The following is a 17,569-nucleotide window of genomic DNA, read 5'->3' as shown; positions in this document are numbered from 1 at the left end:
AAAAGCCTGTCAGGACTAATCCTGATAGGCTTTTTTATAATAATGTTCAAGTATTGGAATCATTAAATGCAAGAATGTTATTCCTGCTAAGTCTTACTTTATAAAGTGCTAAATAAATCGTAACAAGGAGCAAAATAAAAGGCCCAACTTATCAGTTGAGCCTTTTAGAATTAAGTATTATCCTAAATTATTTATTGAGTAATTTTTCTAGCCTTGCCATCATTTCATCTTTTTCTTTCAGCATACGTTCGTACAGAGCTATCTTTTCATCATATAGCTCTATAATTTTGTCAACGGGATTGAAAGAAGGCTGGTAGCTGAATCCAGAAGCAACTGCATTATCCTTAAAATCTTGAAAGGAGTAAGTATTTGCAATAACGTTTACCGCCTGCTCCTCATCAAAATTCTGGAAAGCTTCCACGGGAATTTTTAAGGCAGTTGAAATCTGCCTTAGGATATCTTCCTCAATGAAATCTTTTTGCTCCAGCATGGAAATTTTCTTCTGGTTCCAGTCTTCACCTAGATCATAGGCTAGGGCGTCCTGCTTGATGCCAAGCATTTCCCTGAAGCGTTTTACATTTCGTCCCTGATGTATTTTCTGTTCCATATCGAGTAATTGTTTTCTGAAGGCTCAAAGATAAAGCCATCGGGATTAAAAAATCGGAAATTCAAAGATAAAAAAATATACGGTAAAATATCCTTTTTGTCAGATATTATATCCGGATTGGGAATAGATTATCTTTCTTGAAGAAGGGAACTTCGCTGGTAGATAGTAAATCGCATGGGTATGAAAAAGGATAAGGTTTCGTTTGAAACAAGATTTTGGTCAGGGTTTCCGGCAAGGAATCCGTTTGGCGTATTTGACGCTATTTTTGATTTTGCGCATCTTGATTATTACAAGCAAAATTTGAGGGAAGCAGTACTTCACTGTTATAAGGGAAAGGTTTACAGGCAGGACAACCCCTATACTGTTTTTACCTTTTATACGGCTATACGTGATTTTGTCAAGGTGTGTCACTTCCTCAAAGGCAAAAGCAAGAAATGGAAAGTAAGGGAGTCCTCCCGATTGGAAACCGCGTTTCATCTTTCTTCCCTTACAAAGGAAGAATTCGACAATCCATTCTTGGTGCTGGACCGTGCATTCAAAGAAAGGACACTGCAAGAGTTTGAATTTTTCCTATCTGAGATTACAGAACTTTCATTGTCTGCTTATAATGAAGAACCTAATACGGATCTGCTGACTCCTTATATTCACCTGACCAAAATGCTTGAAGCAGGCGAGCTGATGAGGGAAAGGGGTGTGGAGAGGGTCAAGAAGAAAAAGGGACTTTGAGGATAAAGTATCACGTGGCAGGATAGGATATACTTTTACACATGCGCAACTTTACTAGGACTAGATTGTAGGATAGGGAAAATAATAAAAAAACGTATAGTATGAAAAACTCAAAAAAAACCACATTTCCACAACTCGACAACGACTTTGTAGCAAACCTATTGGGCCAATTGGTCAGGCAGCACAGCATCATGCAAATCTTCTTTGCCAAGGAGCGCCATTCCGGGTTTTCGCAGCTGATGATCCACGTGGAGCACAATACCGATGCAACAGAGCTGCAACAGGTAAAATGGGTAAGAAAGGTAAGGAAGCTCTACCAGATCGACGTCCATTTCATCTGCTCGGAAAGGCTGCGCCACAGATGTTCCTTGGGCCATCCTTTTATGGAATACTGCTGTCAGCCCTCGTCACTGATCTACCGGAAGGAAGAGGTAGGGGATTCAATCACCAGGACAAGGGGATGGAAACAGTACAGGAAAAAGTTCAATGCTTTTAGGGAAAGGTACTATCACGACCACGATCTGCACAGCGCCCAAGTCCGGGCGCTCATGGCGGAAGGGGCATCAAATAGCGTCTTTACCTCCTATGAAAGGCTGATAGGATATAACCTTGGATATTTGGAAGAACTGTATGCGGGAAATAATTTCCATGCACAGGGCTTGGACGAAAGGATCGGCAGGCTGATCGGATATATCCCTGCGATCCAGAAATACTTTGTAAGGAACAGCCTTGGCACCTATTATCTTGCCGACCTGCTGGCCAAGGCAAAGGAAGCAACAGCCAATGATGAGGCAATATATAATGGTGAAATGTACGGGGCTGTTGAAATTGCCGAACAGGCGCTGCACCATCTGGTCGGAAGGCGGTTCTCCGAATTGAAGAAACGGTTAAGGAAGCAAGCAGTACGGCTGCAGAAAGTGCCGGAGCAGCTGGAAGGAAAGCCAAAGGATATGATTTTGGAAAGCGCCCTTGAAACCATACGGGAGGCGGTTGCCGTCGAACAGGTCTACCTCTTCCACAAGATGGCCTACGGTGAAAGGACGACCTATTACTTGTTGCTCATAGCAGGGGCGAGTAATGAAAAGGTAAGCCAAATAATGCAATCCCTCAAAGGCAGGATAGGCGAAAGATATGATTTCGTTTTGGTAGGCCATAGACGTTGCTGGATACAGAAAAACCTCTACCAGCACCAGCATTTCTTTGCCAATGTGATGCAGGAGCAATACCTCATATATTCCTCAAGCCCATACCATCCGGAATTGCATTGGGAGGTGCCGCACAATCCGTACCACGCCGACCTATACCTTCATTACAAATCGGCCAAGGAAACGGCGTTGCAGTTTTCGGATATCGCCAATAGCCCTAAGGGAAACTACCAGGGCTTGCAATACCTGTTCTCCTTGTTTTTTCTATCCTTCTGCAGGACCTATATGTTCGTAAAGACCTACTATTTGCCCAATTACCTGTCAAGCCAGGCATTATGGCAATTGGTGGTCTATGCTGATGCCAGCCTTCAAAAATACGAATACTGGATAGGGGAATTTTGGACCGATTTGTTTCCTTATCTGGATAGGTATCGTACACTCCATCATAAGGTAGCAAGACTGGACAGGGAAGAGGTGGCGCAGATGGATGCTATGGTGCAGAAATTGATGGAGGAACTGCACAATTTGGTGGTGGAAGGGAAGCTATTGGACTTTGAAAAGGAGTAGGGGGCAGGGTCAGAATTTAAAACAGCTGTATAGCAAGTGCAGGATTAAGAAGTAGAGCTGTATAACTATGGTAGGATTTATTTATTAATTTGTATAGTTATTTTAGGACGAGTCAGGACGAGTCAAAAAGTAGGTTTAAGGTAGGTTTACTGTATGGATAGAGTATGGATAGAGTATGGATAGAGTATGGATAAGGTTAGTAAAGAAGGCGTCACAGTACATCAATCCGAAATGCTGAAATTCGTAAAGCGCTTAGTCTGTCAATCCTATGGATCTTTCAATCTTCAAATTCTCAAATCTTCAAATTCTCAAATGTGGAGCACAACCCTCCAATCTTATAACCTTCCCCAAAAATCCCATAAAATTGTATGAGCTAGCAATTCTAATTTTGAAATAAAATCTATAAAAAAGAATTGCTATGAAAAATTTTAAACTTTTTATGCTGGCTCTAACTGGATGTATTGGCCTTGCATCGTGTACTTCTGATGATGAAGGCACAGACATGAATGGAGAAGTAAGTGCTGATCTTGTGGGTACTTTTGAATTGACTTCTTTGGTGGCTCCTATGACCCAGGATTATGATAATGATGGTGACAGCAATACCAACTTGGTGCTGGAAGGAAGCTGCTATAACGATTCGTGGATTAGCTTTCACAGTGATGGTACTTATGATGAAGGCTATAGCTCTAGCATTTTAGGTGAAGGTGGTTTGAACCTTGATTGTGATGTGGAAACTTCATCTGGAACCTATACCCGAAACGGAAACATGGTGACCACTACGCAAACTTCGGGAGGGGCAACTGTGAACACGGAATTTATGTATGATGCAACGGCCAAGACCTTAACGAGAACCGACAGTAATGGCTCGTATGTAGGTTGGAACAGTGTTGCTTCGCTTTGGGCAAACTTGACAGGGACGCTTCAGCTAACGTTTACCAAATATACGGATGACGATGACGATAATGGTGCCACGGATAATGATGATGACAACATGAACGTGAATGCAGATTTGTTGGGCGAGTTTATGCTGACTTCTTATATAGTGGGTGCGGCTCAGGACCTTGATAATGATGGTGACAACTCTACCAATTTGATGACGGAAACGAATTGCTATATGGAAAGTGGGATTAGGTTTAATAGCGACGGTACCTATGAAGAGCATTTTGCTGCAAGTGTAGCAAGTATTACAGGCTTGTCTTTGGAATGTGAAACTGAAAATACTACTGGAACGTGGACCAGGGATGGCGATACGGTGACGACTACACAAACTTCGGGTGGAGTAGATATAACAACAGAATATATGTTTGATGCTGAAACCCACCAATTGACACGTACGGAAGAAGATGGTGAATTTCCTAGCTTTACGGTAGTAGGTGCATTGTTTGCAATGGTTACGGGAGATATCGAACTTACTTATTCTAAAGAAACAACTTCTAATTAGAAACAACCTTTAGGTTGTAATTAGTGGATAAAAAAGCCTGCCGGAATCATTTCGGCAGGCTTTCTTGGTTATGATTGTGGGCAAAAAAAGGTTACATCTCTGCTTCTTTCCCTCTCTCGAAGAAATTCACGTAGAAAAAATCATTGGGGTCGATGCCGAGGTCCACAAAGCTGTTTTGGAGCACCACTATTTCTTCGTCTGTGATGTTTTCTGAGCGTTTCAGGAAAGCGACAAAATGGTTCAGGTTTTCGAACTTGAAACTCAAGCTCGTGTTGAGGGAATAGGGCGTGATCTTGAAATCATAAGGCTTAGCCGTTCCTGGAGCCGCATCGGGAAGCTGGTGAAAGCCTTCCTGAACCAATGCATTGAAAATGGGGTTGAAGTCGTGCATGTCTTTATGTTTTTTGTTTTTTATTCTTTGGAATGAAAAAATGATGGTTCAATAGAAATGAAAATTTCCAATCTTTCAATCTTTCAATCTTTCAATCTTTCAATCTTTCAATCTTTCAATCTTTCAATCTTTCAATCTTTCAATCTTTCAATCTTTCAATCTTTCAATCTTTCAATCTTTCAATCTTTCAATCAAAGCCTAAAGATACTTCACTACCATCAAAATTCCCTTATAGAATCTTTTTAAAAGCTTATGAAATTCCATTTTTATTAGGATATCAATCCAATCTTATAAGATTACAATATTGGGACATATTTTTCAGAAAATCATTAATATTCTCTTTATTAATTATTTAACTTTGAAATAACAAAATCATTATCATGCGAAGTAAGGGAAACGATTTGGTTTCGCCTTTTATGAAAGAGGGAACTACAACAGACGATATTTTGCAGGAAAGTCATCTTTTAAGAGAGCTTCCTGTTGCCATTTATACATGTGATCCAGAAGGTCGCGTTACTTTTTATAATGAAGCTGCAGCAAGCCTATGGGGCAAAAAACCTGAACTGGGAAAAGACCTTTGGTATGGCTCATGGCGTATCTTTGACGTCAATGGTTTGCCACTAGCGGTAGAGAAAAGCCCGATGGCAAAGGCATTGCGTGAAAAACGCGAGATCGACGGCGAAGAGCTTGTCTTGGAACGTCCTGATGGCAAACGAATTAAGGTAGTGCCGCATCCTAAACCACTATTCGATGCAAAGGGGAACATGACAAGCGTTGTGACCACATTGATTGAAGTGACACCTCACAAACAAAGTCAGTCTGGAACTGCAAACAACCACTATGATTATAATTACAACAGCATATCGCCAATATCCAACCCTCAATTGAACAAGGAAAGCGAACAACGCTACCACAAGATGATTGATGAAGTACAGGATTATGCCATACTGATGCTCAACAACGATGGCCAAATCATGAACTGGAACAAAGGTGCCGAAAGCATCAAGGGCTATACTGAAAAGGAAATCCTGGGCAAAAACTTCAAGATTTTTTATCGGGAAGAGGATCAAAAATCAGGGCTTCCCGAAAAATTGATTGGCGAGGCTACCCTGAAAGGAAAAGCCATGCACGAAGGCTGGCGGGTTCGAAAGGATGGGACACGATTTTGGGGTTCGGTAGTGATCACGGCCTTGCATGACGACCAGAACAATATCATTGGTTTCTCGAAGGTGACGCGTGACTTAACCGAACGGAAAAAAGCCGAGGACCAACTGCGTTATTATGCAGAAAATATCGAGTCGCAAAACAAACAGCTCGAACAGTATGCCTATATCGCTTCGCATGATTTGCAGGAACCTTTGCGAAAAATTAGGGTTTTTACAAGTATGTTGGAAGCCCAAATTGACAATAAGGAAGCAATTGTGGCAACGATTGCAAAAATCAATACGGCGGCTAACAGGATGGCAATCCTGATTAAGGATATCTTGAACTATTCGCAATTGACACAGCTCGACACCCTTTTTACAAAAACCGACTTAAACGAGGTGATCCAAAACGTGAAGGAAGATTTCAATTTGTTGATGGAAGAAAAAGAAGCCATCATTGAGACCGAAAAACTGCCTGTCTTGAAAGCCATTCCGATGCAAATGCAGCAACTGTTTGCCAACTTGATTAGCAATTCGATTAAATTCAACAATGAAAAGCCCGTTATCAAGATTTCATACGAAAAGATAGCAAAAGAAAACATTTCGGAGTATCCACACTTGCCTTTTGATACTGACTTTCACAAAATCACGTTGAGTGATAATGGCATTGGCTTTGACCAGGAATATGCCGCCGAAGCTTTCAAATTATTTCACAGGTTGCATCACAAGACCTCTGGAACCGGAATTGGTTTGGCACTTTGCAAGAAGATTATCGAAAACCATAATGGGGTGATCACGGTTTCGAGTGAGCCACAAAAAGGAACCATTTTTACACTTTTCTTTCCGGCAGAATAAGTTTTACTTTTTTTCAAGTACTTTTATGGAGTTAAATTCTTTTTTAGATGGATACTCAAAAAGCCCCCATTATCGATGAAAATTTGCTGTTGCAATTTGGTGCACGTTTAAAATCGTATCCAAAAGGAACAATCATTTTTAATGAAGGCGATACTGCAAAATACTACTTTCAGTTGCAGAGTGGGGAAGTCAAGATGAACAATTATAACCAGGACGGAAAGGAATTTATACAAGGCATTTTCTCGAAAGGAGAAAGCTTTGGCGAACCTCCACTGCTCATCGCTAAAAATTATCCAGCAAATGCCGTAGCCTTGACGGATGTTGTCCTGCTGCAACTCTCACAAACCGTTTTTCTGGAATTGCTCCATGAACATCCCGAAACTGCTATTGCCATCAGTACGAGATTGGCCAATAGGCTCTACTATAAATCGGTGATGGCTTCAGAAATTTCGTCGCAAGATCCCGAACACCGCCTGCTAAAGCTCATCGATTATTTGAAACTTCATGTAGAAGAACTGCCCGAGGAAGAGCAATATTGCGTGACCCTAACCCGACAACAATTGGCAGACTTGACAGGCCTTCGTGTAGAAACCGTTATCCGTTCGATAAAGGCTTTGGAGCAAAAAGGAGCTCTGATCATCAAGGACAGAAAAATTTTCAGATAAAGAGCCGTTTATGATTTGGGTCATAAACCACGTCTAACGTTGATTGTAATTTTACTTCAAATTAAAATCTTACAGTCATGAATCTCTATCATCACTATTTCGAAGTTTTTCAAAGAGGGTTTATCGGTTATTGTACTTTGGGTATCCTTGCACAAAGTTGTCTCGGGTCGATTGCGGCAATGGCTATCCTTCAAAACGGAACTACTTTTATGAATATGTTCCAACTTTTTCTAGTAGTAATTTCCTGTATGGCTTTTAACGGGGCTGTATTGGCACAACAAAAACCAAAACTAGTATTCAATATCCTGATTTGGAGTGTACTTTTGAGCATTGTGATTTCAACAGTCAATTTTTTATAAATGAAGGCAATTGAAAACAGGGAAGATATGGCCCTAATCGTTAGAAGTTTCTATGCCAAGGTGAGAACCGATGAAACCCTGTCGCCTATCTTCAATACCATCATCAAGGACTGGGAAGGGCACCTGGAAAAGCTAACCGATTTCTGGACCATGCAATTATTTGGCGGAAAAATATACGAAGGAAACCCTATCAAGGTGCATCAGGAAGTTGATGAGCAATCGGGTCATCAAGTATCTGCCTATCATTTTGGTACATGGCTGAATCTTTGGTTTGAAACCATCGACGCTAATTTTTCGGGCGAAAACGCCGATACCTTAAAACGCCGAGCTCGAAAAATGCAAACCGTTTTGATGGTTGCCATGTATGAAAATCGAAAATAAAGCGGTAACAGCTAAGCAAAAAAAAACCTTCGGAATTGCTTCCGAAGGTTCAGCCCAAAAAAATCCTAAAACTATTGCTTGATCACCTTGATCGATCTTGATTGATCATCAGCGGCAACCTTCACAATATAACTTCCAGAAGCCAAAGCGGACAAGTCCATCTTTACAGATGGGCTGTTGGCTTCTATTTCCATAACTTTTTGTCCCAATAGGTTATAAACGCATACAGCAGTGATGGCCTCGCTATATGCTAGATGCAACACATCCTTAACCGGGTTTGGATAGTAGCTAAATGCAGCTTTGGTTGAACCACCTGTAGAAAGGTTTTGTTCCCAAACGGCATCGTCTATACTTGCATAGGCGTTTTCTCCATTGGTTTGCAAACGGAATCCGATATAAGTATCTGTTCCAGTATAGGTAGCAAAATCAACAGTGAAGCTTTCGCTTGCAAAGTCGCTAAGTGTTACCGTGCTAAAGGCAGTAAATACCGCTTCGGAGGTATTGTTATTTAATGTTCCAATTTCTAGCGGATGACTTCCGGTAGCGTCAAAGGTTAACTGATAATCTCCAGCAGAAAGCGTGCTCAACTCTGGAGAAATCAGGATAACATTAGCACCTTCGCCTGAGTATTCTCCAAATAATAAAGCCGAATTTGGAGCACTTGTTGCAGAAAACGGACTAACAGCAATTGCAGAACCTTCTGTTGCTCCAGTCAATAATTTGCTCCAGCAAACAGGCAAACTTGGGTAACTAACACTATCAAAATTTTCGTTGAAAGTTGTCATGGCATTACAAGCTGTATTAAAAGCAATTGGTCCCATCCAGTTACCGTTTTCCTCGCCACAAACAGAACGTACCCAAACATTATAGGTAGTAGCAGCCGATAATCCTTCGATGCTATAATTGGTTTCTGACCATATTTCACTGATCGTTGCCATTGCAGGATCAGTTACAGCAACGGGTGCATGGGCAATTTGCCAGTTGATTTCAGAGTTCCCAGCTAGCCAATTAACGGTTACTGTTGAAGTTGTAGCATCGGTAACCGTAATCGAAGTCACATCGGCACAATTTGGAATCGCTTCCCACACAATATCATCAATGAAAATTAATTTATAACCCGTTTCAGAGGCATTTCGCAAGGCGATATATTGATCGGTTCCAGAATAGTCACTAAAATCTACAATATATTCGGCATATTGTCCTGGCAAGGAAATTGGCATGATCGAAGTAAATACTGCATCTTGGCTGTTGTTGCTCAATGTTCCAATGTCTAGTATAGTTGCTCCACCGTTTCCAGATGCAGAAAAACGCAGGCGGTGTGTGGCTGCAGACAGGTTGCTAAGATTTGGCGAAACCAACATGATTTTGGCATCATCGCCAGAGTTGGTATTGTTCATTCGAACACAATTGGTTCCAGAAACCGAATTGCTACCATACACACTCACAAAAGAACTTGGAGATAAGGTTTCGCCTGTCAATAAAGCCGACCAGCAGTTTGGCAAAGCATTTACAGCAGTAGTGTCAAAGTTTTCGTTGATGGCAGTAGTTGGTATACAAGGCGTATGAAAGGTAATAGGCCCCATCCAGTATCCATTGGCATCACCATCACAAGCTGAACGTATCCAAAGCTTGTAAGAGCTATTTGGCAACAATCCATTTACAACGGCACCATCATTTGTAGTTGCAGCAGGGGTTACAGGCGTTAATGTTGTGGGGTCAGTAACGGTTAGGTCACCATAAACAATGTCCCATTCGCTCTCCTCACCATTTGCCGTCCAGGAAAGCGTCACGCTAGAGGTTGTAGTATCGTCGATTATAATGTTAGAGACATCTGCACAAGGAGGTGTTGCTTCCCAGCGAATGTTATCCAAATAAAGCGTTGTGAAAGCTGGCGATGCTTGGCGGAAGCCAATATAAGTGTCCGTCCCTTCATAGGCAGCAAAATCGATGGTATATTCTGTATATACATTGGTCAGGTCAATTCCTTCGAAAAAAGTAAATTCCTGAGTGGCACTATCTACGGTTCCAATTTCAAGGCTTCCAGTTGCGGTACTTGATTTGGCATAAAGTTTCAAACGATGTGAGCCAGTGGACAACGTGTTTAAATTTGGTGAAACCAAAATAATATCTGAATCCTGTTCCGTACTGTGCGTGAACAACTGCATCGCTTTTGTTCCTTCATAACTATTGGAAGCAGATGTTCTAACAGCAGCCGATGGTGAAAGTGATGGTCCTGCAAGTATTTTTGACCAGCAAAGCGGTAGTGTTTGTGCAGCAGTAGTTTCAAAAGTTTCGTTAAAAACACCAATAGCGTCACATGTTGTAGAAAAGTAGATTGCAGGTGACCAGGAACTAAATTCTGATCCACAATTTGCTCTGATATAGACATTATAATGTTTTCCAGATTCTAAAATAGCAGTGGTGTATAGCGGAGTATCCTCTACTGGAACTCCAGTCGAGTTAGTCGTTGGAGCTGGTAATCCAACTTCGGAAATGATAATTTCCCAGTCGGTCTCGGTTGCTCCAGCAGTCCAAGTGATGGTTACGGAATTGTTAGTGATTTCGCCGGCAACGATTTCAAATGGTGCAGGGCACTCCAGGAAGCGAGCCGTAGTGGTGGTGTTTGCAAAGCCAGCAAACATACAACCCAAGAACAATAGCATAGTAATTTTCTTCATAGCAGATGGTTTTTAAATATTTCGCAAAAATAAGGCATCAATATGTTTATAAATCACTAAAAGTGTAAATTAACACAGGTTTTTATGATTATAACTTTAAAAATTACTGCATTTTGAAAGCTAATAATTACCTGTGCAACCAGCAATAACGGTAGATGAGCAATAAAAGCTAGGTGATTATCGAAAAACGCTCTTTGGTAAATGAATTTTGGGTTTTGAAGCTTCATTAACCTCTTGATTTATCAAAAACATGAGGAATGGCCTTTTTTAAAGTCTTAGGTTGAGGTCTTTCATTTTGCCCTTGAATATCTTTCCCTATTTTTATACTTATGTGTAAATCTATTTCAGGATAAGTGAGGTTCATAATTAGAAATAAATGGTCGACTAAGCCATAAAAAAAATCCTGATACTGCTATCAGGATTTATTGTGCTCCATTGATGGGTATAAACCTCATCACACTCGGTAGGGGGATTAACAAAAACCAGAGTGTTGTCTTTGGCTATTATGATTACAAAAGACAGGGAGCTTTCAACAATTAACAAAAAAAATTATCGGTTTGTAGTTTGAATGTTTTTAGAATAAAGCCTCCAGGATTACTCCTGAAGGCTTTCAATGATCAATAGAAACAACCTAAGAATTATCAATCACTATTCTTTTATAACTTTGATGGTCTTGGTTTGGTTTTCTGAAGTCACTTTCACAAGATAGCTTCCGGTGGCCAAATTAGACATGTCCACTTGTGCAGTAGTAGCATTGATCGTATTCTCAATTACTTTTTGACCCAATAGATTGAATACTGCAACATTTGTAATGGCTTGATCGTATGATAAGTTCAAAACATCTTTTACAGGATTTGGATAGAATTTGAAATTGGCACTATTGAAATCTGGATTGGATAACGCAGCTTCGATGGTGATATCATCTACATATAAATTATATTGACAAGATGCTGAGTAAACGTTGAAACCAAAGAAATATACACCTGTTTCTGGAGCTGTAAACAGGGTCTCATTCGTTTGTGCAATATTAAAATTGATGTTGTCATGATTTGCAATTTCTTCGGTCATGTCTTCAGAAGTAGGGCTCATACCAAACATTACTTTTAGTTTTTCTACATAAAGCGTATTGTTGGTTCCATATTTATAGGAAATCGTGTATTCTTGTCCGGCAGTTAAAGCAATTCCTTGTGTATAATACCATGCATTTGCTGCAGAAGAACAGGTATAGATATATTGTAGCACTTTGCTATTAAAACCATATTGGGTTACAGTAGTAGTTCCCCATGGGTTTCCACCTGTATTTTCTGAAAGAGAACAGCTAGGTAAGGCAGGGGTTGTTGCTGTTTCAAAGTTTTGTGTAAATGGAACCGTTGTAGGAAGACATTGTGTTGTGAATTCGATTGGACCCATCCAGATTCCGTTACCGTTTGGTTCACCACAGGCAGAACGTACCCAAAATTTATAGCTGGTATTTTCTGTCAAATCGGATAAAGGAAAGCTAGTTACCGTCAGCAATTCGCTTGGTGTTAGCATCTCAGGATCTGTGGTAGTTGCAGGCCCAAAAGCGACTTGCCAATTGGCTTCTGTTCCTTGAGGTTCCCAAGTTATGTTTGCAGTCTCAGTTGTTATTTCGGCAACAGCAATATTCGTTACATCGGCACATAAAGGTGCTACTTCCCAACGGATATCATCAATATATACTGTAGTGTAAGCTCCTGATATATTGTGACGGAAAGCGATAAAAGTATCCTCTCCACTATAATCTGTGAAGTTCACAATATACTCAGCATAGGTAGAAGTTATGGCTACAGTTTCCAGTTCGGAGAAAACAGCATCATTACTCGTGTTGTCAACAGTACCCACTTGAACGCTTCCTGTTGCTCCACCACTTCTGGCGAAAAATTTTACACGGTGTGTTCCAGCCGAAAGGTTTCCTAAACTTGGCGATACCAGCAAGATGTTTGCTTCATCGGTAGAACCGGCATTGTTCAATACAATAGTTCGAGAAGGAGAGTTAAAATAATAATCTATTACATTACAAGTAGCATATTCAGAAATACCAGTACCGTTTTTTACTGCCGACCAGCAGTCTGGCAAAACACCAACAGCAGTGCTGTTTACATTTTCGTCAAAAGAGGTAACGGCTATACAAGGCGTTTTGAACGTTATGGGGCCAATCCATGCTCCATTTTCCCCTCCACAAACAGAACGTACCCAAACTTTATAAGAAGTATTTTCAGATAATCCAGTTAATGTAGCTTCTGTATTTGAAGTTGGTGCGGGATCGATTGGTGTTAATGTAGTAGGATCTGTAACGGTTGCAAGGTCATACACTACATCCCACTCGGTTTCATCTCCATTTGAAATCCAGTTTACAGTAGCTGTGTTTACCGTAGTTGTTGGTACAGTGATATCGGTTACATCAGCACATGAAGGAATTGGTTCCCATACTACATTATCAATAAAGATGTTATTGTATGTTCCTGGAGTATTAAAACGGAAAGCAAAATAAGAGTCTGTAATTGCAGTATCTGTAAACTCCACAACATATTCTGTATAAGTCGAGGTGATGGAGATGGTTTCAATATCGATAAAAACAGCATCATTGGTATTAGTATCAACAGTACCTACTTCAAGGCTTCCTGTCGCACCTCCGCTTTTTGCATAAAATTTTAGACGGTGTGTTCCATCTGCAATATTTAATAATTCAGGAGAAACTAGCATGATGTTTCCAGTTGATGCAGAGTCAGAGTTTCCTAGCATGAAAGTACGTGAAGGAGAATAGAAATTGTAGTCGGTAACAAAAGCAGAAGAATATTGGGATACTCCTTCACCGTTTTTAACTACTGACCAACAATCTGGGATTTGGCTGTAGGCATAATTGTCAAAACTTTCATTGATTGTTGAGGAAGGGATACAAGCTGTTTTGAATGTTTTTGGTCCTATCCAGCCACCAATGTTTTCACCACAAATAGAGCGAACCCATACATTATAACTTGTATTTGGTGTTAATCCAGTTAGTGTAGTCGCTGGATTAGTTGTTGGGGCTGGGCTAATTGGTGTTAATGTTGTAGGATCATTAACCGTTGTAGGTCCATATACTACATCCCATAGCGTTTCATCACTATTTGCAATCCAGTTGATGGTAGCTGTTTCGGTAGTAATGGTTTCTGCTGGAATGGTAACTTGCGTTACATCAGCACAAAGAGGTGCCACTTCCCAACGGACATCGTCGATTAGCACTGAAGTAAATTGTGATCCATTATGACGAATGGCAACAAAAGAATCTGTTCCTTCATATACCGTATAGTCGATGGCATATTCTTGATAAGTATCGGTTACTGTGATGGCATCTAGTAAGGTAAATTCTGCATCAGCTGTTGTGTTGTTAACGGTCCCGAATTGAATACTTTGTGATGGGTCGCTACTTCTTGCAAAAAGCTTTAAACGGTGTGTTCCTGCTGATAAATTTGCTAATTGAGGTGTAGCTACAATTAAATTTGCCTCAGAGCCTGTATTTTCACTGTATAGATACATAACATTTGCAGGGCTGTAGGCCGAAAAATTCATAACCGTTACTAATGAATTTGGAGAAGAACCCGAACCATTTTTAATTTGATACCAACAAATTGGAATTGTATTTGTTGGCACACTGTCAAAATTTTCAGAGAAAGAGGTTATAGGATCACAACCGCTAGCAAAATTTAAGGGACTGCTCCACGGACTAAATTCTGAACCACAATTCGCTCTGACATAGAATTTAAAATTTCCAGCAGCGGTTAAAGTGGTGTGGGTGTAAGTAGGGTCGTTTGTTACATCTGTTCCTTCAGTTTCAGCTGTTGGAGCAGTAGATCCATTTGGCAAAACCAATACCTGCCAAGCTGTTTCATCTCCCTGAGGTTGCCATTCGAATGTAGCATTTGTTGTGGTAATGTTTGAAACTGATACATCTAAAGGAGGTGAACAATCCAATAATGCCATGAGGGTTACCGTATGACCTGACCCAGTTGATGCACAATCTGCATTATCAGAATAGTGCAATCTAATTTGGTTGGTAGTTATAGCCTCAACGGTTAAAGGAGAAGCACCATAGGCAATTACTTCGTTAGAATAATCGGTTACTGTAATGTATTTTTCTGTGTTGTTGGTATTTTGTATACAGGTAAATACATAATCAGTTCCAATAGTTAAATTAATAACTTGAGAATATTCACTGGAATAGGCTCCTGAAGTTACCGTTTCTGGCAATCCAAGATTATTGGATACGTAGGGTTGGAAGGGATACAAAGACGTCCGGATACATTGTGCTTGACTTCCCCACATGATGAGAAAGAGGAAAGCACTTAACAAGGTAATTTTCTTCATGATAATTTTGGTTTAAGTTAATAGAAATGTATTTAAAAAACTTGTTTCATTTTTGTATCACATCTGTTTTAAAAAACACATAATGTTTTAAAAAAAAGTATTAATGTATATTTTTAAATACGGCCAAATGTAAATTTTGGGACTAACAAAACCAAAAAACCACATCCTACACAGATACTACATTTTTTAAGCTGCTGAAAAACAGTTTTTTAAAATAATGAAAAATGTCAAATAAGTGCTGCTTGTTTTTTTTGCTTCTTGAAGTATGAAATTAAAAGGATAGAGAAACAAGAATCGATTTATATTATTTGTGGGTTTTGGACACCATTGCTAAATGATAGTTACAATGCTCCAATAGTGGTTTGATCTTTTTCTTAAAGAAAAATAGAAGTTGGGGGTTATAAAAAAGGGAAGGAAGTTTAGAAATTAATCGAGTTCATCTATCCAGTCATAGATGTCTTTTCCATCTTCAATAAAAAGGCGTTTTCGCAATCTGTTTTTTCTGGTCTGGATAGCTTTTACGGATACGAAAGTGCAATCGGCTATTTCTCTGGTGCTGAATTTCAGTTTAAGATAAAAGCAAACCTTTTGTTCTAAAATGGTCAGACCTGGCTGAATCTCTTTTAGCTTGCGGTAAAAATCAGGATATAGTTCCTTGAAAAAAGAAACAAATAATGGATTGTCTTTTTTTGCCATCACAATCAATTCATCATAGGAGCTGGATACTTTTTGTTTGAGTTGCTGAATTTGGACTGCTCTTTTTTCAAGATCCTCTTCAAGTTCTTTTTCTTTCAGCAAGTTCTTTCCTTTTAAAGTTTTGTTGCTTCTTCTATAATAAATGGTCAGCAGGACTCCTGTTACCAGGATGGTCAAAACGGAGAATAAAATAATTCTCCGAGTATTTTTTTCTAGTTTCTTGTTATCGTTTTCATTTTTTGCCATGATATAGCTAACCGATTCCCGACGACGGTTTTCTTTATCAAAAGCGAGACTGTCATTATATGCCATCTCTAGCTTCTGATATTTTATGATAGAATCCTTATCCCCAAGTTGGGTATATATATTCTTGTAGGTTTCATAATTTTTGGAGATCAGGTAATAATTGTCACGCGGTTTCTCGAAGCAAATGGTGTTCGAGCTATCTAAATATTGAAAGGCAGTTTCATAATGGCCGGTTTCGTAGTTGAGGTCTCCCAGATTGGTATATTCTATTTCACAGCTTACTAAGTTTTTCAATTTGAAGAAGGCTGCGGCTTTCTTCAAATAATAATCGGCTTTTTCGTAATTTTTTAAATGAAAGTAATAGACGCCAACATTTGTATAGCCTGGGTTTACACATTTGTCTAAGGCCTTTTCATATTCGTTCATTGCCTTGATATAGATGTCAAGCAATACTTTATTGGAGGGATGAGGTTGAGAATGGCTAAGGGAGACTGCCTTGTAGGTATATAGATCTCCTCTAAATAAGCTTCGTCTTTTTAAGTTCTTGATACTTTTGGTTTGTTGAAGGCAATCATCAAATATCCGAAGAGATTTTTCATGAAAACCTAGCTTTCCATATAGAGTACCTTTGCTGAAAGTATAAAAAAGTAAAAGAGAATCGTTGTTGATTTTTTGTGCAAATTCATACCCCTTGTCATTATAGGCAAGCGATTTCTTATAGTCGTTGAGTATTTCAGAATGGTAGAGTGAGATCTTGTACAAGCTCATTGCAAGACCAAGATTGTATTTGTTTTTTTCAGATGCCCAATAGATTTTTTTTGCTAAGGCATACGATTTTTCAGGATTATTGTAGATGGATAAAGAATCGGTTTTCAACAAGCTATCAATTTGGAAATTGGAAAGCCCCTTTTGTCCCATCGATTCGAACGAAATAAAAAAAAGTAGTAGTAGGAACCAATACGTCAATTTCATAAAGCAGTCGATTTTATGAAAAACAAAAATATATATTTGAAACAATATCAGAATACATATTTGATAAAATAATCCTGTTTGATTTTAGTATTCTGTTAGAATAATCATTTTTTTTGAAGAATCTAATATATAGGAATCAATCCAGTTTAAAAAAGGAATAGGCTTCGGCGGCCCATTCTTTGCTGGCCCCTCTTGCATAGCCAATAGTGGTATGGCTGCCGTTTACTACCGTTCCACCTTTTTCACATATGCTTACTTTGCGGATGGCAAGGTGGAGGCATAACCTCATTGCGTTAGATTTTGTAGGTATTGGGGAAAATGGAGGTGGTA

14 protein-coding genes are annotated in these 17,569 nt (G+C 39.6%); 7 read left to right on the top strand and 7 right to left on the bottom strand.

What is annotated here, in order from left to right; translation table 11 throughout:
* Positions 1-187: 187 nt before the first annotated feature.
* Entirely contained in the window at positions 188-607 is a 420-nt protein-coding gene (locus G508_RS0101410; RefSeq protein WP_026703648.1) for a helix-turn-helix domain-containing protein, read from the bottom strand.
* Positions 608-787: 180 nt separating this feature from the next.
* Between G508_RS0101410 and G508_RS0101405 the strand changes: the two genes are divergently transcribed.
* From G508_RS0101405 to G508_RS0101390, 3 genes are all read left to right on the top strand, one after another.
* Entirely contained in the window at positions 788-1,333 is a 546-nt protein-coding gene (locus G508_RS0101405) for a hypothetical protein (protein ID WP_026703647.1), read from the top strand.
* 101 nt (positions 1,334-1,434) lie between these two features.
* Positions 1,435-3,045, top strand: a complete 1,611-nt coding sequence (locus G508_RS0101395) for a hypothetical protein (RefSeq protein ID WP_157485854.1) — start codon at positions 1,435-1,437, stop codon at positions 3,043-3,045.
* 418 nt (positions 3,046-3,463) lie between these two features.
* Positions 3,464-4,486 (top strand): hypothetical protein, encoded by a 1,023-nt coding sequence (locus G508_RS0101390; RefSeq protein ID WP_026703644.1) that lies wholly within the window; start codon positions 3,464-3,466, stop codon positions 4,484-4,486.
* A 91-nt stretch (positions 4,487-4,577) separates the two neighbouring features.
* Here the strand turns inward: G508_RS0101390 and G508_RS0101385 are convergent, their stop codons facing one another.
* Complete coding sequence (locus tag G508_RS0101385; RefSeq protein WP_026703643.1) at positions 4,578-4,877, bottom strand: hypothetical protein; 300 nt, start codon at positions 4,875-4,877, stop codon at positions 4,578-4,580.
* A gap of 380 nt (positions 4,878-5,257) precedes the next feature.
* Here G508_RS0101385 and G508_RS0101380 point away from each other — a divergent pair, with 380 nt between their 5' ends.
* From G508_RS0101380 to G508_RS0101365, 4 genes are all read left to right on the top strand, one after another.
* Complete coding sequence (locus tag G508_RS0101380) at positions 5,258-6,877, top strand: PAS domain-containing sensor histidine kinase (protein ID WP_245569828.1); 1,620 nt, start codon at positions 5,258-5,260, stop codon at positions 6,875-6,877.
* A gap of 47 nt (positions 6,878-6,924) precedes the next feature.
* Positions 6,925-7,542, top strand: a complete 618-nt coding sequence (locus tag G508_RS0101375) for a Crp/Fnr family transcriptional regulator (protein ID WP_342662939.1) — start codon at positions 6,925-6,927, stop codon at positions 7,540-7,542.
* Positions 7,543-7,619: 77 nt separating this feature from the next.
* Positions 7,620-7,901, top strand: a complete 282-nt coding sequence (locus tag G508_RS0101370; RefSeq protein WP_026703640.1) for a hypothetical protein — start codon at positions 7,620-7,622, stop codon at positions 7,899-7,901.
* Positions 7,902-8,282, top strand: coding sequence for a group III truncated hemoglobin (locus tag G508_RS0101365; protein ID WP_026703639.1), 381 nt, complete (start codon positions 7,902-7,904; stop codon positions 8,280-8,282).
* A 71-nt stretch (positions 8,283-8,353) separates the two neighbouring features.
* On the opposite strand, the gene G508_RS19370 is transcribed toward G508_RS0101365, so the two are convergent.
* The 5 genes from G508_RS19370 to G508_RS19935 form a co-directional block, all read right to left on the bottom strand.
* Positions 8,354-10,960, bottom strand: a complete 2,607-nt coding sequence (locus G508_RS19370) for a T9SS-dependent choice-of-anchor J family protein (protein ID WP_026703638.1) — start codon at positions 10,958-10,960, stop codon at positions 8,354-8,356.
* 226 nt (positions 10,961-11,186) lie between these two features.
* Complete coding sequence (locus G508_RS19940) at positions 11,187-11,324, bottom strand: hypothetical protein (RefSeq protein WP_157485853.1); 138 nt, start codon at positions 11,322-11,324, stop codon at positions 11,187-11,189.
* Between the two features lie 284 nt (positions 11,325-11,608).
* Positions 11,609-15,325, bottom strand: a complete 3,717-nt coding sequence (locus G508_RS0101340; RefSeq protein ID WP_026703637.1) for a T9SS-dependent choice-of-anchor J family protein — start codon at positions 15,323-15,325, stop codon at positions 11,609-11,611.
* A 426-nt stretch (positions 15,326-15,751) separates the two neighbouring features.
* Positions 15,752-17,239, bottom strand: coding sequence for a tetratricopeptide repeat protein (locus G508_RS0101335; RefSeq protein ID WP_026703636.1), 1,488 nt, complete (start codon positions 17,237-17,239; stop codon positions 15,752-15,754).
* 136 nt (positions 17,240-17,375) lie between these two features.
* On the bottom strand, positions 17,376-17,528 hold the full coding sequence (locus tag G508_RS19935) for a hypothetical protein (RefSeq protein ID WP_157485852.1): 153 nt from the start codon (positions 17,526-17,528) through the stop codon (positions 17,376-17,378).
* Between the last annotated feature and the right edge of the window lie 41 nt (positions 17,529-17,569).

The organism is Flavobacterium soli DSM 19725, from assembly GCF_000422705.1.
In the GTDB taxonomy this organism is placed as follows: Bacteria; Bacteroidota; Bacteroidia; order Flavobacteriales; family Flavobacteriaceae; genus Flavobacterium; species Flavobacterium soli.
Note: the sequence above shows the minus strand (reverse complement) of the source record. Positions and strands in the feature narration are given on the sequence as shown.